This is a genomic window from Pseudomonas sp. 22085, assembly GCF_052045815.1.
Classification (GTDB): Bacteria; Pseudomonadota; Gammaproteobacteria; order Pseudomonadales; family Pseudomonadaceae; genus Aquipseudomonas; species Aquipseudomonas glycinae.
Map to the genome: position 1 here is coordinate 1 of NZ_JBQEQA010000040.1, position 17,516 is coordinate 17,516.

Consider the following 17,516-nt stretch of genomic DNA (forward strand, 5'->3'; position numbering starts at 1 on the left):
GACAGACGAATGGCCATCGCCAAAGCCTCGCGACGATCTGGTTTTTGCCAAGTCCTGCACGCCGGGCAACTGGTGCCGGACGGATGCCGGCACTACACCTGAGCCCGCCTCTCACTTCGGCAAAGTCATGGTGGCAGGCGCTCTGCGCATTCCCGCTGCCAGTCACGCCGTAGCGAAGGCCATCGGCGCCGATCTGGCGTTGGGGCGCATGGCCGGTGGTGGAATTCTGCAGCAGCGCCTTAATTGGGCAATCCGCGGTGCGGGAGGCCCGGCCAGCGTGTTTATCCTCGGGATGCTCCCGACCCGAATGGGCGACGGCACGCTTCACACTGATGAACAGCTACGCAGCATGAGCCGCGCCACCACTCGCGTGCGGTTCCAGTTTCGGCGTGATGCCGAAGGCGTCATGCAGGTCTACGGCATCCACACCGGCGTCTCGGGCGACGACTCGGTGCGTACCGTAAAAGTCGAGTGGAACAGCGACAAGACCGCCATGGAGGCGAAGCTCAACGGCATCACGATTTTGTGGACGCCGCAACGCGGGCCGCTGGGATCGATGCCGCCGCTGGTGTATCCGGAACACGGCGAACCACTCAGCACGATTCTCGTCCACCCGATCGCCGCGAACACCGACAGCCAGATTGAAATCCTGCCCGGCGAAGACATCACCGCCGAAGATTGTATTCTGGTGTTTCCGGCAGAGACCGGGCTGAAGTCGTTGTATGTGGTGTTTTCGAAACCGGCGAGATTGACGCCTGGGACGGTGACGGGGGTTGGGGAGGATGTTTCCGGGATATGGCTGGCGGGAGCAGGAACGGGGATTGGTGTGCCTATTCCGACGCGGATTGCGGACAGACTCAGAGGGAGGGAGTTTTCAAACTTCGACGCGTTCAGAAAAGCATTCTGGCAAGCCGTGCGGGATGATCCAGAACTTTTCGATCAGTTCAATTCGGATGCCCAAGATCGTTTAATGTCGGGCAACGCACCCGCGGTTCGAGACAGGGAGTCTGTAGGCACAAGAGGGGTATTTGAAATACATCACGTCGAGCGGATCACTGATGGCGGCGCTGTCTACGACATAGACAACCTCCGAATCAACACCCCTAAAAATCACATCTTTCAACACAAAAAACAGTGAACGCACATGGAAAAAATATCTGAATACACTGAAACCGAATTTATCCGTTTCATCGAAAAAATACGTGCCACCAATAAAAGTGGATCGGATACGGAGCTTGGCGAGCTGCTGGCACAATTCAGAAAGCTTACCGGTCACCCGGACGGCACCGACTTGATTTTTTATCCCGAACCAGGAGAGGACAATTCTGCCGTGGGCATTACGAAGACCGTAAAAGAATGGCGTGCTACCAACGGACTGCCAGGCTTCAAGCAGTGAACATCAGCCGGCCATAGTCCCACCCACTGCAAATATCCAAGCAGTCAAAACGGCTTACCGAAAGGCAAGCCGTTTGTTTATGCCTCGCCCCCTAACGCCCTGAGCCCCTTCGCCCAAATCTGCCGCGTCCGTAAACCGACCATCGCCCGCCAGTCCGGATCCGCCGGATAAAACTGCTCCAGCAGATTCAACTTGATCGCCCTCCCCGTCGCATCCAGCGGATCGCCATGCAGATGCAGCCAGTGATCGTCGCGCAGATAACGATGCACGTCCGGCCCCGGATAAGTCCCGCACTCGATCACGAACGGCATCAGTTGCACATTCGACAACGCGTTGAGCAACGCCTGCGAGGTGTAACCGGTAGCGGTTGCCGCGACACCGGTTTCGCTCAGGGTTTCGGCGCTGGTGTGCAGCGTGTAGAGCCACGGGCCGTAAATCGATTGCGCTTGGGCCAGTGCTGGATACGGCGCTTGGGTAATCGTCAGCAGCATCGGATGCCCGTACTCACCGGCGCCGGTGTGCAGGTCGAAACACATCACGGTTTCAGCGCCGGCCAGATGATTCTCGATGATGGAATGCAACGTGCGATTCGACCAACTCGGCGCGAGCCCGCCGAAGAACAATCCGTCGGGATGACTGTGCTGACCGCCCTCGACAATCGACATCACCGCCGGCCAGCCGTGCTCGGCAATTTGCGCATCGAGCAAGGCATCAGCCTTTTGTCGCTCGGGGCCGTTCAAATCGGTGCAGGCGTAGATTTCATGCAGCGCCGCGTAAGCACGGTTGTCCGGAAGCGCTCGGTTGAAATCCAGGTGATTGCGGTTGAGGTCGATGTTGTCTTCGTTGACCCGCCGCAGCCACGCCGTGCCCCACGGGTTGATCAAGTGGATCATCACGACCGCGACATCCTTCGGCAGCGACTGCGGCGTGAAATGCTTCAGCCAGTCGATCTGGCACTCCGAACCATAATAACCCTCAACACCGTGGGTGCCGCTGAGCGCCACCAGGCGCCGTTTGGCCGTTGGATCCCCCAGCACCGCGACATCGGTACTCAAAGACTCGCCAAACGGCCCATTGAGCGGATGCGCGTACGAAGAGAGCGTGGCACCCGCCACCTTCGCGGCAGCAAGAAAGCGCTCGCGCTGTTCGCGATAGCTGGGCTGTGTCGGAAATGCGTTGTGCATGGCGGCCTCTTGTTGATTGTTCTGGCTTCACTATTGGCTCTGACCCTACAGAAAATTCGCCAAGGCATGAAGGACAAACACACCGATGGTTTGCGTCCTGCACGGTCGGCCGATACAGTCCGTCAGACTTTTATCCCACGGACGGAGAGCCCCGCGTGCTTCCAGCCCTTTCCCTGAACCGCTTTCGTCTGCCCGCCCTGACACTGATCGTCAGCGCCATTGCCCTTACGGCCTGCAACGCACCGCCCTCCTCGACCCTGCCGCTGGCGCCGGAAGCCGCCTCCGGCTACCGCACCGGCCTGCAAGCCAGCCACGCCGAGAAACACATGGCCGCCGCTGCCAATCCACTGGCCGCCGAAGCCGGTCGCGAGATGTTGCGTCAGGGTGGTTCCGCCATCGATGCCGCCATCGCGATGCAAGCCGTGTTGACCCTGGTCGAACCGCAATCCTCCGGGATCGGCGGCGGCGCGATGATCGTGCTGTGGGATGGCAAGCAAGTGCGCACCTATGACGGTCGCGAAACCGCACCAGCCGGCGCAACCGAGAAGCTGTTTCTACAGGCCGACGGCAAACCGATGCCGTTCCCGCAGGCGCAGATCGGCGGGCGCTCCGTCGGCACGCCGGGCGTGATGCGAGCGATGGAACTGGCGCACAAAAAGCACGGCCGCTTGCCGTGGGCCAAGCTGTTCGAACCGGCGATCAAACTCGCCGAGCAGGGCTTTGCGATCTCCCCGCGCCTGCATTCACTGCTGGAATCCGATCCGGAGATACGCCGCTCGCCAGACATGGCCAAGTACTTTCTGAACAGCGACGGCAGCGTCAAAGCCGTCGGCACTCGCTTGCAGAACCCGGCGTTGGCCGCCGTTCTCAAACGCATCGCCAACGAAGGTGCGGACGCACTGTACAAAGGCCCGATCGCCGAAGAGATCGTGGCCAAGGTTCAGGGTCACGCCAACCCCGGCAGCCTGTCGCTGAACGATCTTCAGCACTATCAGGCCAAGGAGCGCGCGCCACTGTGTACCGACTACAAGCGCTGGCAGGTGTGCGGGATGCCGCCGCCATCATCGGGCGGGATTGCGGTGGCGCAGATTCTCGGCACCTTGCAGGCGCTGGAAACCCGCGATCCGCGTCTGGCCCTGACGCCGCTCAAGCCTGTGAAGACCGATAAACCCGCCGGCATCGAACCTGCACCGCAAGCCGTGCACCTGATCGCCGAAGCCGAGCGTCTGGCCTACGCCGACCGCGCGCAATACGTAGCCGATACCGACTTCGTGCCGGTACCGGTCAAAGGCCTGGTCGATCCGCGTTACTTGGCCAGCCGCGCCAGCCTGATCAGCGAACGCAGCATGGGCAGCGCCAAACCCGGTACACCGCCGGGCATACAGGTTGCCTATGCGCCGGATCGCTCGCCGCTGCGCATTTCCACCTCACAAGTGGTGGCCGTGGATGACTTCGGTGGCGCCGTGTCGATGACTACCACCATCGAAGCAGCGTTCGGCTCGCACCTGATGGTTCAGGGCTTCCTCCTCAACAACCAGATGACCGACTTCTCGTTCATCCCCGAAGAGAACAGCCAGAAAGTCGCCAACCGCGTGGAACCCGGCAAACGCCCGCGCTCATCGATGGCACCGACTCTGATCTTCGACCGCAACAGCGGCGAGTTCGTCGCCACCGTCGGCTCTCCGGGCGGTTCGCAGATCATCGAATACGTGGCCAAAACCACCGTCGGCCTGCTCGACTGGAACCTCGACCCGCAAAGCGCCATCAGCCTGCCCAACTTCGGCAGCCGCAACGGCCCCACTGAACTGGAACAAGGCCAGTTCAGCCCGGCGCTGATCCAGGCACTCAAGGACAAGGGCCACACCGTCAGCGAAATCGACATGACCAGCGGCACCCAGGCCATCGTGCAGGTCAAGGATGCTGCGGGGAAGGCAACGCTGTCAGGTGGGGCAGATCCTCGGCGCGAAGGAGTAGCGTTGGGGGATTGAATCAACGCTGCCAACTGAAAAAGGCTTACCGAGAGGTAAGCCTTTTTTGTATGTCCATGAATCCAATTCGGCTAATTCACGCTGCCTTTTCCTACACCGGAAAAATGCTGTCCGGGATAGAGTTTTCATCCACTGAATTCACTCACACCCCCTTTCCCTCCACTGCCGACAGCATCGGTAAAAGTCATCAATTGACACCAACCATTTGTCCAGAATTCACCGACAGACTTGCAGCAGTCCCACAGCGGGACTAGGATCACGCCATGAGAATCATCGCCATCAGTCAGCTAAAAGTCTTTTGGGAACGATATCCGGAGGCAGAGCAGCCATTGCTGGCATGGATAGACGAAGCAAGAAAGGCAAGCTGGAAAACACCTGTGGATATCAAGTCACAGTTTGCTTGCGCCAGCATTCTGAAAAGCCGAAGAGATGTGTTCAATATAAAAGGCAATTCCTATCGCCTGATTGTCGCCGTGGCGTACCGCTTTGGCGCGGTGTACATAAAATTTGTCGGCACTCACAAACAGTACGACGCAATCGACGCTGATACCGTCGAAATGGAGTAACCCATGAACATACGTCCGATTCATACCGAAGAAGACTACCGTGCGGCACTCAAAGACGTGTCCGTTTTTTTCGAGAATGAGCCAGAGCCCGGCACACCTGAAGGTGATTACTTCGACATCATGATCACCCTTATCGAAGCCTATGAGGCCAGGCACTTCCCACTCGACCTGCCCAACCCGATTGACGCCATAAGGTTTCGGATGGAGCAGTCCGGGCTGTCAGCAGCCGATCTCGCTCCTGCAATTGGCCGGACAAACCGCGTTTATGAGGTTCTGAATGGCAAACGCGCGCTGACGCTTCCCATGATCTGGAAACTTCACGAGTTGTTCGGTATTCCGGCAGAGAGTTTGATCAAACCCATGAAATCGGTCTGATAAAAAACAGCCATGCAGGCACCTCAACATCTATTGCTCACCCTGAATTCCCCACCCTCCAACTGAAAAAGGCTTACCGAGAGGTAAGCCTTTTTTGTATTGCAACATCCGGCCATGACTTGTCATTCAGCGGCGCTCAAACCTCGAGCATCTTGCCATCCACCGGATCGCCAATGGTCAGGAAATGTCCACCGGCCACATGGTGCAGCGTGCGCAGGCCGTCATGCCCTTCAAAATGCCAGCGTCCATCGCTGAAGACCCGCGAATCAGCCTGCGCCGCGATCACCTCGGCCAGGAACAGATCGTACTGTTCATGATTGCGCGGCTCCGGCAGCAACCGGCATTCGAGCCAGGCCACGCAACCGTCCAGCATCGGTGCCTCAACCTGTTCACCAGCGAAAGTCTGCAGGCCATAAGCCTGGAACTTGTCCTGACCTTGATCGCGATTGATTTCCAGGCCCGAGGTCGAACCGACAGTCTGCACAATGTCGGCCTGATGCACACAAGGAACGTTCAGAACAAAGGTGCCCGACGCCTCGAGCAGTTGCCGGGTCCAGGTGGATTTGTCGAGGACCACCGCGACTTTCGGCGGTTCGAAATCCAGCGGCATGGCCCACGCAGCAGCCATGATGTTGCGCTGCCCGTCATGGGCGGCGCTGACCAGCACGGTCGGCCCGTGATTGAGCAAGCGGTAGGCTTTGTTCAGGGGAACCGGGCGACGGAAGGACTCGCTCATGGGATCTGCTCCGGGAAAAAGAGCCGATTGTAGCGGGATAAAAACAACGAAGGGATTGCCGTGGGCAATCCCTTCGCCTGGCAGGCATCAGCTGGATAGCTGGTTGGCGAACTGGCCGACTGCATCCACCACTTTCTGCGCGCCGTCCTGAATCTCGACAATCACCGTACCCGCCTCCGCCGCCAGCGCCAGCCCCTGTTCGGCCTGTTGTTTGCCGTCGGTCATCAGGGCCACGGCGTTGCGCGCCATGTCCTGGTTCTGGCGCACCACACCGACGATTTCCTCGGTCGCCTGGCTGGTGCGCGAGGCCAGTTGCCGCACTTCGTCGGCTACCACGGCAAAGCCTCGGCCCTGCTCACCCGCGCGTGCGGCTTCGATGGCAGCGTTGAGCGCCAGCAGGTTGGTCTGTTCGGCAATGCCGCTGATGGTCTTGACGATGGTGCCGATCACCTGGGATTGCTCGTTCAGCGCCTCGATACCCTCGCCGGCGGTCTGCATGTGCTTCGACAGATCGCGCATCACATTGACCGCTTCGGTCACCACACGGGTGCCACGCTGGGCGGTGCTGTCGGTTTGCAGGGACGTGCTGTAGGCGATATTGGCGGCATCGGCGACGGCCTGCTCCTGATTGACCTGATCGGTGATCACCGTGGCGAACTTCACCACTTTGTAGAGTTTTTCGTTGGCGTCGAGCACCGGGTTATAGGAGGCTTCCAGCCAGACGACACGACCATGGCTGTCGACCCGCTTGAAACGGCCGGCAACGAATTCGCCGTTATTCAGGCGACGCCAGAAGTTCTGGTACTCGGCGCTGTTGTACTCCTCCGGCTCGCAGAACTGGCGGTGATGTTTACCCTTGATCTGCGCCAGGCTGTAACCCATGCCCTGCAGGAACCGGTCGTTGGCACTCAGTACGTTGCCGCTGAGGTCGAACTCGATCACGGCAGTCGAACGCACCAGCGCGCCGATCAGGTTTTCGTGTTCGCGGGAGGCCTCGATGGTGCGGGTCAGGTCGCTGGAGAAAATCGAGAAATGCTTGATCCGGCCATCCGATGAGCGAACCGGTTGGACGATGGAGCGCAACCACGCCTCTTCGCCGTTACCGCGTGAAAGGCGCACAGCGCCAGCGAAATGCTCACCACGGGTCAGAGCGGCCTTGAAGCGGTGATGAAACTCGTCCGACTTCACATGGGCCGGCACGATGTCTTCGATGGCGCGGCCGATCAGGTCGTGGCTCTTGTAGAGCATTTCGTTGAGGAAGTTCTGATTGACCGACTGAATCCGTCCGTCGGGCTCAAGGGTGAGCACCAGCATCTCGCTTTCCAGGCTCTCCTTCACTTGCAGAAGGCTGGAGAGTTCTTCACGAAGAGCCGCCAGCTCTTGCTTCAGGCGTTTGTTGAACATGGGAAAGCACCGATGGACTGGATGGATAGCGGGTATGCAGCCTAACCATCGGCCTTGAAAATCTTTTCTGAAGAGCGCGCGAGGCTTGTCCTACAAAAATAGTTAAGCCTCGACAACTCAGGCGGTGCCGGCCACCGGACACGGCTCCGCGCGCGGCATCCGCGAGCCGAAATACGCTGCACTGACGACGCCCACCGCGCCCATCACCGCGCAGAACATCACGCAGATCCACGGGCTCCATGGCATCAGACCGATCAGCAGCAACGGCGTGAAACTGGCCCAGGCGGCGTAGGCAATGTTGTAGGTGAAGGAGATCCCTGAAACGCGGATCCGCGCCGGGAACAGGCTGACCATCACTGACGGCACCGCACCGACCACGCCACAGCACAGCCCGGCGATGGCGTAGGCCAGACCGATCCAGTCCCCGCCGCTGATCAGGCAGGTGTAAAGCAGGCCGATCCCCAGTGGCAGCAACAGACTGTAGAGCATGACCGTGCGCCACGCGCCGATGCGATCGACCAGTCGACCGGCAATCACACAACCGATATTCAGGAAGACGATGCCCAGCGCGCTCAAAGCAAAAGTATGGCCGGCAGTCATGCCGAAGGTCTTCTGCATCATGGTCGGGGTGATGACCACGAACACCACTACCGCCGAGGTCAGTACGCAGGTCAGCAGCATCGCCGGCAACATGGCCAGGCGATGATCGCGCAGCACGGTACGCAGCGGGAGTTCGACCCGCGCCTCGCGTTGCGCCTCCATGGCCATGAAGACCGGGGTTTCGCTCAGCCAGCGGCGCAGCCAGACGCCGATCACGCCAAACACGCCGCCGAGCAGGAACGGATAACGCCACGCGTAATCGAGCACTTCGGCCGGGGTGAACACTTGCGCCAGGAAGGTCGCGGTCAACGCGCCGATCAGGTAACCGAAGGTCAGCCCCGCCTGCAAAAAGCCCAGGGCATAACCGCGATGGCCGGCCGGCGCATGCTCGGCCACGAACACCCAGGCGCTCGGCACTTCACCACCCACCGCCGCGCCTTGCAGGATGCGCAGCGCCAGCAACAACAGCGGTGCGAAATAGCCGATCTGCGCGTAGGTCGGCATGATCCCGATCAGCAGGCACGGCAGCGCCATCATCAGGATGCTCAGGCTGAAGACTTTCTTGCGCCCCAACCGGTCGGCGAAATGCGCCATCAGAATCCCGCCCAGCGGGCGCGCCAGATAGCCGGTGACGAAGATCCCGAAGCTTTGCAGCAGGCGCAGCCACTCGGGCATTTCCGGCGGGAAGAACAACTGGCTGAGGGTCAGGGCGAAGAACACGAAAATGATGAAATCGTAGATCTCCAGCGCCCCGCCCAGGGCCGCAAGGCCGAGGGTCTTGTAGTCGGAACGGCTGAACGGCGCCGGTCGGGCAGTGGAATGGGCAGTCATGACAAAGAACTCTGGCAGGCAAAAAACCAAGGCGCCCATGGTCTACGCAAACGGGCCGCCGGACAACCCGTTAGACCATAGTCCTGATTGCTGCAAAACACGCTCACAAAAATCCGCCGTTGATTTACTGTTGGCACCTGTCCAGACGGGCCGTCCAGGCCCTGAAGACCACAATAAACATAAAAATCCGAGGTACTCCCGTGGCCGTTGATATCGAAGATAGCCGCTCTGCGCGCTTTGCCTTGCGCTGTTCAAGTTTTGCCGAACGCTGGTTTCCCGACTCCTGGGTATTCGCCGCGCTGGCGGTGATCATCGTCGCGCTGGCGACCCTGGCCATGGGCGCCAGACCCACGGACGCCGCCATGGCCTTCGGGGACGGGTTCTGGAGCCTGATCCCGTTCACCATGCAGATGGCGTTCGTGGTGATCGGCGGGTATGTCGTGGCCAGTTCGCCGCCCGCCGTGAAATTGATTGATCGCCTGGCGCGGATCCCGAAGAACGGTCGCTCGGCCGTGGCGTGGGTCGCGCTCATTTCGATGGTCGCGTCCTTGCTCAACTGGGGCCTGTCGCTGGTGTTCGGCGGTCTGCTGGTACGTGCTCTCGCCCGCCGCGCCGATCTGAAAATGGACTACCGAGCCGCCGGCGCCGCCGCCTACCTTGGCCTCGGCGCCGTGTGGGCACTGGGACTGTCGTCGTCCGCCGCGCAGTTGCAGGCCAACCCGGCCAGCCTGCCGCCGTCGATCCTGTCGATCACCGGGGTGATTCCGTTCACCCAGACGATTTTCCTCTGGCAGTCGGGAGTCATGCTGCTGGCGCTGATCGTGATTTCGATCATCATCGCCTACGCCACCGCGCCCGGCCCGAACTCGGCACGTGACGCCAAGGCCTGCGGCATCGACCCAGCCTTCAACCTGCCGCCGCTGCAACCGCGCACCCGTCCAGGCGAATGGCTGGAACACAGCCCGCTGCTGATCATCCTGCTGGTGCTGCTGGCGGCCGGATGGCTGTTCCACGAGTTCTCGACCAAACCTGCAATCACCGCGATTTCCGGGCTCAACACCTACAACTTCCTGTTCATCATGCTCGGCGCGCTGCTGCACTGGCGTCCGCGCAGTTTCCTCGATGCGGTGTCGCGTGCCGTTCCAACCACCACCGGGGTGCTGATCCAGTTCCCGCTGTACGGCTCGATTGCCGCGCTGATGACCACGGTAAAAGGTACCGATGCCCAGACTCTGGCCCATCACATCTCGACGTTCTTCGTCAGCATTGCCTCCCACGACACCTATGCACTGCTGATGGGCGTGTACTCGGCGATTCTCGGTTTCTTCATTCCGTCCGGCGGCGGCAAGTGGATCATCGAGGCGCCGTACGTGATGCAGGTGGCCAACGATCTGAACTATCACCTCGGCTGGGCGGTGCAGATCTACAACGCCGCCGAAGCCCTGCCGAATCTGATCAACCCGTTCTATATGCTGCCGCTGCTGGGCGTGCTGGGGCTGAAGGCGCGGGATCTGATCGGTTTTTCGTTCGTGCAATTGCTGGTGCACACGCCGCTGGTGCTGGTGCTGCTGTGGGCTCTGGGTACGACACTTTCGTACTTGCCGCCGGTCATGCCTTAAACGATGACCACAGGGCGCCGGCTCCGGCGCCCTGTCTTTCCCTTCGACAAAAACGATCCTTCCTGCGGTTGCCTGTCGCAAATAATGGCTCAGAGCCATCATCTTTCTTTACCGCGCCACTGCCTCGGTAATATTCTTGCGCGCCAATATCTGTTTCATTTTTTGTCAGAGCGCAAAGGGAGTTCGTTGCAATGATCGTCGGGATTGACCTGGGAACCACCAATAGCCTTGTTGCCGTATGGCAGGGCGATGCCACTGAGTTGGTGCCCAATGCCCTGGGCCAATTCCTGACACCCAGCGTGGTGGGTCTGGACGATCAGGGCCGGATTCTGGTCGGGCAAGCTGCCCGCGAACGCCTGCACACTCATCCGCGTCTGACCGCGTCACTGTTCAAGCGCCATATGGGCAGTGCGACGGAGGTCTACCTCGGGGATAAAAAATTCCGTCCAGAAGAACTGTCTGCGCTGGTGCTCAAGAGCCTGAAAGAAGACGTCGAGCGCACCTGCGGTCAAGCCGTCACGGAAGCCGTGATCAGCGTTCCGGCCTATTTCAGCGACGCCCAGCGCAAGGCCACGCGCATCGCCGGTGAGCTGGCGGGCCTGAAAGTCGAAAAACTGATCAACGAACCCACCGCCGCCGCACTCGCCTATGGTTTGCATCAACGGGACAAGGAAACTTCGTTCCTGGTGTTCGACCTGGGCGGCGGTACGTTCGACGTGTCGATTCTCGAACTCTTCGAGGGTGTCATGGAAGTGCGCGCCAGCGCCGGTGACAACTTCCTCGGCGGCGAGGACTTCGACAATGTGCTGCTCGAGCACTTTATCGATCAGCATCGCAACGTGTCGGACTTCCCCGAGCGCTCGACCATCCTCCAGCCGCTGCGCCGCGAAGCCGAGCGTGTGCGCCGCGCACTGGGCCAGGACGCCAGCGCCGAATTCAGAGTGCAGGTCGGCGAAAAGCAATGGATCCAGACCATTACTCAGGCGCAAATGGCGACGCTGTACATGCCGTTGCTCGAACGCCTGCGCGCGCCGATCGAACGGGCCCTGCGCGACGCACGCATCCGCGTCAGCGACCTCGATGAAATCCTGTTGGTCGGCGGCACCACCCGCATGCCACTGGTGCGCAAACTGGCTGCCGGGCTGTTCGGCCGCTTCCCGTCGATCAGCCTCGATCCGGATCAAGTGGTCGCTCAGGGCGCGGCGATTCAGGCAGCGCTCAAGGCCCGTTCGGCCGCGCTGGAAGAAGTGGTGCTCACCGATGTCTGCTCCTACACCCTGGGGATCGAGACCTCCACTCAGGTCGGTCGCCAGTATGAAAGCGGTCATTACCTGCCGATCATCGAGCGCAACAGCATCGTCCCGGTCAGCCGGGTGAAAACCGTGCAGACCCTTCACGACAATCAGGAACAGGTCGTCGTCAAAATCTTTCAGGGCGAAAGCCGTCTGGTCAAAGACAACGTGGCGCTCGGCCAACTGGACATCAAGGTGCCCAAGCGCAAGGCCGGCGAAGTCGAGCTGGATGTGCGCTTCACCTACGACAACAACGGCTTGCTCGAAGCCCAGGTCAGCATTCCTCTGACCGGTCAGCAGCATTCGCTGGTCATCGAAAACAACCCCGGCGTGCTGACGCCCGAGGAGATCCAGCAACGCCTGCAAAGTTTGGCGCAACTGAAGATCCATCCGCGCGAGCAGCAAGTGAACACCCTGCTCAGCGCACGGCTGGAACGTCTGTATCAGGAAAGCCTGGGCGACCTGCGCGATCAGATCGGCTACTGGGCCAAGCAATTCCAGCAAGCGCTGGATTCCCAGGACGAGCGGCAGATCCGCGAAACCCGTACCGAACTGAGCAAGCAGTTGAGCGCCCTCGACCGCAGCCCCTGGCAGTAAGGAAGCACGACATGGAATGCTGGTCTGTCCTGCAACTGCCCGAAGACGCCGGGCTGCGTGATATCAAGCGCAGTTACGCGCGTCTGCTGAAAGTCTTCCGGCCTGATGAAGATGCCGCAGGCTTCCAGCGCCTGCGCGAGGCTTATGAACGCGCACTGTCGATTGCCCAGTGGCGCCTTGAAAACGAAGAGACCGAAGAGCACGACGACGTCATCCTAGCCCCAGGGATCGCCGCGCTGGCGGTACAAGAGCAGTCCATGGCCCAGCCACTGCAGAAAACCGGGACCGATGCGTGGGATTACCCTGCGGCGCTGTTCGAACCGGTGGCCCCGGCCGCGCCCGAAGCACCGATCGAGTCGCAGACCTTGCGGGTACAGCCCCTGAATCCGGAGCCTCTTAACCTGGAACCCGAGCAGCCGACTGCCGACCCGGCCATTGAAGCCGCATCGCAATTGCTGAACGGCCTCTCGGACACCAATCTGGACCAGCGCTGGGAGCAAGCGCGCCAGCAGGATTGTGCGCAAGCGTTCCAGGCGCTGTTGCTGACGTTGTGCTTCGATCATCCCGCCCTGCGCCTTCCGATTGCCCGTTGGGCGGTGCAGCACCTCGGTTGGCTGGGCCCGTGGCAGGAAATCGTCATCGGCGACGGGCAGCGCAGCATTCTCGCCAACGAACTGCTGGCCGATTACCGACAATCGCTGGAAACACTGCTCGCCTCGCAAAACGAGCGTGAATTTCTCGCGCTGCTCAAGACTTACACGGCCCAACCCTGGCTCCAGGTGTTCGACCGTCGGGAACACTGGCAGCAGATCGTTCTGCAATTGCTGCAGGACGCAGAGTGGAGCGTGCCGCTGTTCGATCGAGTGTCCCAGTTGTTTGGCTGGGACGACACCAAGGGCATTCATCCGCAACCGGACTGGCTCTGGCAGGAGATGATCGAGCGCTGCAATCAGGAAAGCCTCTACGACAATCTGTGCGCCCGGGCCGAAAATCAGCGCAACGGGTCGCCCGATGCGCTGGCCGCACGGATGCTGATCAGCCCGATGAAGCCGCGGCAACACAAAGACATGACCGACCGCTTCATTCCGGCGGACTGGCAGGCCTGCCAGCAGTTGTCGGAAACCCTCAAGTGGCGTTTCCCTGACCTGCTCGCCCGTCTTCCGTACGCCGATGTTTTCTACTGGCGACGGTTTCTGCCGCGCTACATCGCCGCCGAAACCTGGATGCAGTCATGGGCGGCGATCGCGCTGGCGCTGTGGCTGTTCTATCTGCCCGCCGAGCACAAGACCACGGCGATGAGCATCGTCATCCCGCTGGCCTTCGCCTGCGTTCCTGTCTGGTTTTTCCGGATCGGCCTGAGTTATTGGTTTCTGATCAGCGCCCATTTGATCGTTCAGGATCTGTGGTTGACCGAAAAGATCATTTCACGCCGATGGAACCCTGACACCCGCTGGCTCGTGCTGCGCCATGGCGTGCCGCAAGCCGTCATGATCCTGCTGTTCTCGGTCATGCTCGGCGGCCTGGGGGCCTTCACCTATATCGGCGTGATTCTGATCGGGCTCTGGCACAAGCGACGTATCGGCACGCTCGACCCGGAGTTCAGCGACAAGCACCCATGGCTGACCGCGCTGCACTGGGCGCACTTCAGCCCGTTACAACTGCTGTTTCTGGTGGTCATGACCGGCGTGATTCTTGCCAGTCAGCTTGGTTATTCGCTGAAACACCTGTTCCCCGGCTAGGCTAGACGCGGGCCGGATTGCCCTCCACCAAGGTTTTACCCTCGCTGAAAAGGATCTGAGCATGTTGAAACTCGCAGGCCTCACCCTCGCGGCGCTCACGTTGAGCGCCGCCGCCCACGCCGATGTCGACCTGAAACTGGGCAGCACCGAACGCGTCACCCGCCTCTTCGCCTACCCCAACAATTGCAGCGTGATCTGCTTTCGCAACTGGACGCTGGAGCAGACCGTCGCCCATTACCTGAGCCAGAGCGTGCAGCGCGACGGCTACACCAACGCCAAAGTGCTGGTGAAAAACGACAACGATCAGCTCTATGCCGAAATCAGCGGCGTACCACAGGGCTACGACAAACCGCTGACCGCGCTGCTGGACGCCGGCGATCTGGCCTACAACGGCGCCAGCAAACTCAATGCCGACGGCAAATGGTCGTACAGCTGGTATCTGTTCCTGCCACTGGGCATGGCCCTGGAAAACCGCAAAAGTGTCGAGCTGCTGCACTTCCCGCCGGATTACTCGCTGACCCAGGCCCAGGATTACCTGCGCTCGAACACCACCGACCGCTGGGCCGCGCTGCTGACCGACAATGGCATCCCCGCCGACCAGACGCCGGCCTACCAGACCATCATCGACATCGCCCCGATCGCCGCGCCCGCCAGCGCCGGCAAGGATCTGGAAGGCGTGTACGACTACTTCAAGGATTACCAGACCACCATGGTCAGGCAGGTCAGCCAGAACGCCAGCGGCGTCGTGCTGCCGATGGTTGCCTTTGGTGCGCCAGTGCGTAACTGGATCAAGCAGCAATACGGTGCGACCGTGAATGTACTGGGCCTGGCGACCATCAGCCCGAGCGCGGGGGTGAACGTACCGGTGCTGGGTTCCAACCACCCGAGCTACATCTGGTACGCCGCCGACCCGAGCAACTACACCGGCGACGATGCCCAGGCCAAGGCCGATGCGGCCGGTCTGAAGGTGATGGGACAAGACTTGAGCGCTGCCTGCTGGCAGGCCGGAATGGGCAGCAAACCGGGCACCGATCCAAAGACACTGCTCAACAGCTGCACCCAGACCTGGCAAGTGACGCAGAAAGCCAAGACCTGCGAGCTGTTCTACACCACGATCCGCAACGAGACCGTGGCACAGGCGGACAAAACCTGTTCGACCGCACCGGTCAAATCCCAACTGCAACAGCTGAAAAGCCCATTGCCGGACATGGCCGCGCCCGCCGCCCACCTCTGAACGAACGTGCGACGTTCCCGTGTCAGCCTCGGCTGACTCGGGAAAGCGTCTATTTCGCCTGTCAGATCTGACAGTAGACCGCTAGTGTGATTTACGAGATCTTGGATCCAATCATCGTGTTGCAGGACTGACAGGACGTCAGCCGAGGGATGTCGCGACACCGAGCCAACAGGGAGCGTTATGAACACTTACGCATTACCGGGTAAACCGGCACGCGATACCGAGGGCATTTATCCTTTTGCCGGACTCCCCGTCCGCCTGGGATTTCCGTCGAAGCAGGATTTCGAGATTGTTCACGATCCCGAAGGCGTGGCCACCGCTGTCATAGCGTGCCGGGCATTTATGCGTATCACCCGAATGTGCCGGTTTTCGGGCCAGTTGCTGCCCTATCGCTGCCGACAGACTCGGCAACTGCTGGCCGGCATCCATCTGTACGATCCGCGTTTTTGCGGGGCGATCGAGCATTGTTGCGACCCGAACACCTTTCTCGACATGAGCGAGTTATGGCTGTGGGCATTGCGCGACATTGTCGCGGGAGAACGGCTGACGGTGGATTACACCGCCACCGAAGACAAACTGCTGCGGCAGTTCGCCTGCGGTTGCGGGTCCTCGCGCTGCCGTGGATGGATCACCGGTTACGGTGAATCACCCAATCTTGAAGGCCAGCGCTATTTGCTCAGCTGGCGGCGACAAGGTTTACGCTGAACGACCGGTCAAGGCGCGCCGACCGGACGTAAACGGTACTGCGGCGGCAATTGCTCGAAACCGCTGATCGTGGTGTTCAGACTCTTCCAGCGACCATCCTTGATGCCGTAGATGCAACCGTGGATCGACAGGCTCTGCCCGCGATGCCAGGCGTTCTGGATGATGCTGGTGTGGGCGACGTTGGCCACTTGCTGAATCACGTTGAGCTCGCACAGACGATCGACCTGTTCTTCTTCGGTCGGCAGCCTGGCCAGTTCTTCGCGTTTCTCGTAGTACAGGTCACGGATCGAACGCAGCCAGCCATCGATCAGGCCGAACTGACGATCCTGCATCGACGCTCGCACACCGCCGCAGCCGTAGTGTCCGGTCACCAGGATATGTTTGACCTTGAGCACGTCCACTGCGTACTGGATCACCGACAGGCAGTTGAGGTCGGTGTGCAGCACCACGTTGGCGACGTTGCGGTGAACGAACAGATCGCCCGGCAGCATGCCGACGATTTCATTGGCCGGAACCCGCGCATCGGAGCAGCCGATCCACAAGTATTCAGGCGTCTGCTGGCGAGCCAGTTTGGCGAAGAAATCCGGGTCTTCCTTGGTGATCGCGTCAGCCCAACGCTCGTTGTTATCAATCAGGTCTTGTAAGTCATGCATGCTGTAAGGCCTCAAGAAAGATGCGCTGGTATGACAGTCGACCGCCCGTCGGGGTCACGCACGGATCGCTGGTGATTTGCTTTGAATTCTCGCGCGCCCGGTGAGTCCACCTCAGTAAGGCCCACAGAATGAGGATTTGCCATGACTGATTCACGACGTCCGTACGATGCGGTGCAACCGGAGCCCATCGATGATAACCAAGACCGCATGGGTTCGGTGCACGAGCTGGATTTCGACGATGAAGAGCCCAGTGCGAAGATCGGCGATGAACTGCCTGAACGCGAGCGCGAACAGTTGATGCCACGCGAGCGCGTGCGCGAAGCCGGTTTGACTGGGGCATCGACCGCCGATCATGAGCCTACCGACGACGACCTCAGCCCGGAAACCCTGATCCGTGAGGACGGTGCCCGGGATGCCCGGGAACTCGGCGAAGGCGATCAGGCCGATTGGGATTTGAGCGTGGTCGACGAGGACGACATCGGCGGCGGCAATGGGCTGGATGAAGCGGAACTGGCGCGCCGCGATCCGCTGGATGGCAACCGCTGATTGGTATTGCCTGACTGGACGCCATCGCGGGCAAGCCCGCTCCCACAGGGA

General features: G+C 60.6%; 16 protein-coding genes and 1 pseudogene. 11 read left to right on the forward strand and 6 right to left on the reverse strand.

The annotated features are described in order from the left end of the window. Together ACTJK7_RS28840 and ACTJK7_RS28845 are read left to right on the forward strand one after the other, a co-directional pair. On the forward strand, positions 1 to 1,138 hold a 1,138-nt coding region (locus tag ACTJK7_RS28840; protein WP_440781067.1), incomplete at its 5' end, for an S-type pyocin domain-containing protein. Positions 1,139 to 1,144: 6 nt separating this feature from the next. Further along, positions 1,145 to 1,396: a bacteriocin immunity protein gene (locus ACTJK7_RS28845; protein ID WP_064599398.1), complete on the forward strand. Its 252-nt coding sequence runs from the start codon at positions 1,145 to 1,147 to the stop codon at positions 1,394 to 1,396. A 77-nt stretch (positions 1,397 to 1,473) separates the two neighbouring features. Here the strand turns inward: ACTJK7_RS28845 and ACTJK7_RS28850 are convergent, their stop codons facing one another. Next, entirely contained in the window at positions 1,474 to 2,580 is a 1,107-nt protein-coding gene (locus tag ACTJK7_RS28850) for a DUF2817 domain-containing protein (protein ID WP_440781065.1), read from the reverse strand. Between the two features lie 155 nt (positions 2,581 to 2,735). Between ACTJK7_RS28850 and ggt the strand changes: the two genes are divergently transcribed. The 3 genes from ggt to ACTJK7_RS28865 all read left to right on the forward strand — a co-directional run bounded on the left by ggt (position 2,736) and on the right by ACTJK7_RS28865 (position 5,509). Then, positions 2,736 to 4,568 (forward strand): gamma-glutamyltransferase, encoded by a 1,833-nt coding sequence (gene ggt, locus ACTJK7_RS28855; RefSeq protein WP_440781063.1) that lies wholly within the window; start codon positions 2,736 to 2,738, stop codon positions 4,566 to 4,568. Positions 4,569 to 4,831: 263 nt separating this feature from the next. Next, the gene (locus ACTJK7_RS28860; RefSeq protein WP_440781062.1) at positions 4,832 to 5,134 is read left to right on the forward strand and encodes a type II toxin-antitoxin system HigB family toxin; all 303 of its coding nucleotides are present in this window, start codon (positions 4,832 to 4,834) and stop codon (positions 5,132 to 5,134) included. A 3-nt stretch (positions 5,135 to 5,137) separates the two neighbouring features. Further along, on the forward strand, positions 5,138 to 5,509 hold the full coding sequence (locus ACTJK7_RS28865; RefSeq protein WP_039766364.1) for a helix-turn-helix domain-containing protein: 372 nt from the start codon (positions 5,138 to 5,140) through the stop codon (positions 5,507 to 5,509). A gap of 136 nt (positions 5,510 to 5,645) precedes the next feature. Here ACTJK7_RS28865 and ACTJK7_RS28870 read toward each other — a convergent pair whose 3' ends face one another. The 4 genes and pseudogenes from ACTJK7_RS28870 to ACTJK7_RS28885 form a co-directional block, all read right to left on the reverse strand. Beyond that, the gene (locus ACTJK7_RS28870) at positions 5,646 to 6,245 is read right to left on the reverse strand and encodes a flavin reductase family protein (protein WP_064378528.1); all 600 of its coding nucleotides are present in this window, start codon (positions 6,243 to 6,245) and stop codon (positions 5,646 to 5,648) included. A gap of 87 nt (positions 6,246 to 6,332) precedes the next feature. After that, entirely contained in the window at positions 6,333 to 6,764 is a 432-nt protein-coding gene (locus ACTJK7_RS28875) for a methyl-accepting chemotaxis protein (protein ID WP_371857323.1), read from the reverse strand. A gap of 156 nt (positions 6,765 to 6,920) precedes the next feature. Beyond that, positions 6,921 to 7,649 (reverse strand): annotated as a pseudogene (locus ACTJK7_RS28880) (PAS domain-containing protein); the annotation flags it as partial. A 117-nt stretch (positions 7,650 to 7,766) separates the two neighbouring features. Continuing rightward, complete coding sequence (locus tag ACTJK7_RS28885) at positions 7,767 to 9,080, reverse strand: MFS transporter (protein WP_064378530.1); 1,314 nt, start codon at positions 9,078 to 9,080, stop codon at positions 7,767 to 7,769. Positions 9,081 to 9,280: 200 nt separating this feature from the next. Here ACTJK7_RS28885 and ACTJK7_RS28890 point away from each other — a divergent pair, with 200 nt between their 5' ends. The 5 genes from ACTJK7_RS28890 to ACTJK7_RS28910 all read left to right on the forward strand — a co-directional run bounded on the left by ACTJK7_RS28890 (position 9,281) and on the right by ACTJK7_RS28910 (position 16,266). After that, a complete protein-coding gene (locus ACTJK7_RS28890; RefSeq protein WP_108563248.1) occupies positions 9,281 to 10,699 on the forward strand; it encodes a short-chain fatty acid transporter in 1,419 nt (472 codons plus the stop codon). 191 nt (positions 10,700 to 10,890) lie between these two features. Continuing rightward, the gene (locus ACTJK7_RS28895; RefSeq protein ID WP_108563249.1) at positions 10,891 to 12,588 is read left to right on the forward strand and encodes a molecular chaperone HscC; all 1,698 of its coding nucleotides are present in this window, start codon (positions 10,891 to 10,893) and stop codon (positions 12,586 to 12,588) included. An 11-nt stretch (positions 12,589 to 12,599) separates the two neighbouring features. Then, positions 12,600 to 14,327, forward strand: coding sequence for a J domain-containing protein (locus ACTJK7_RS28900; protein WP_108563250.1), 1,728 nt, complete (start codon positions 12,600 to 12,602; stop codon positions 14,325 to 14,327). Positions 14,328 to 14,388: 61 nt separating this feature from the next. Beyond that, positions 14,389 to 15,561 carry a hypothetical protein gene (locus ACTJK7_RS28905; RefSeq protein WP_108563251.1) on the forward strand — a complete coding sequence of 391 codons (1,173 nt, stop codon included), beginning with the start codon at positions 14,389 to 14,391 and terminating at the stop codon, positions 15,559 to 15,561. A 180-nt stretch (positions 15,562 to 15,741) separates the two neighbouring features. Then, positions 15,742 to 16,266 (forward strand): lysine methyltransferase, encoded by a 525-nt coding sequence (locus ACTJK7_RS28910; protein WP_236197513.1) that lies wholly within the window; start codon positions 15,742 to 15,744, stop codon positions 16,264 to 16,266. Between the two features lie 8 nt (positions 16,267 to 16,274). Here the strand turns inward: ACTJK7_RS28910 and can are convergent, their stop codons facing one another. Beyond that, positions 16,275 to 16,919 carry a carbonate dehydratase gene (can, locus tag ACTJK7_RS28915; RefSeq protein ID WP_011335942.1) on the reverse strand — a complete coding sequence of 215 codons (645 nt, stop codon included), beginning with the start codon at positions 16,917 to 16,919 and terminating at the stop codon, positions 16,275 to 16,277. A 141-nt stretch (positions 16,920 to 17,060) separates the two neighbouring features. On the opposite strand from can, the gene ACTJK7_RS28920 reads away from it, so the two are divergent. After that, entirely contained in the window at positions 17,061 to 17,465 is a 405-nt protein-coding gene (locus ACTJK7_RS28920; protein WP_236197514.1) for a serine kinase/phosphatase, read from the forward strand. Positions 17,466 to 17,516 lie beyond the last annotated feature (51 nt).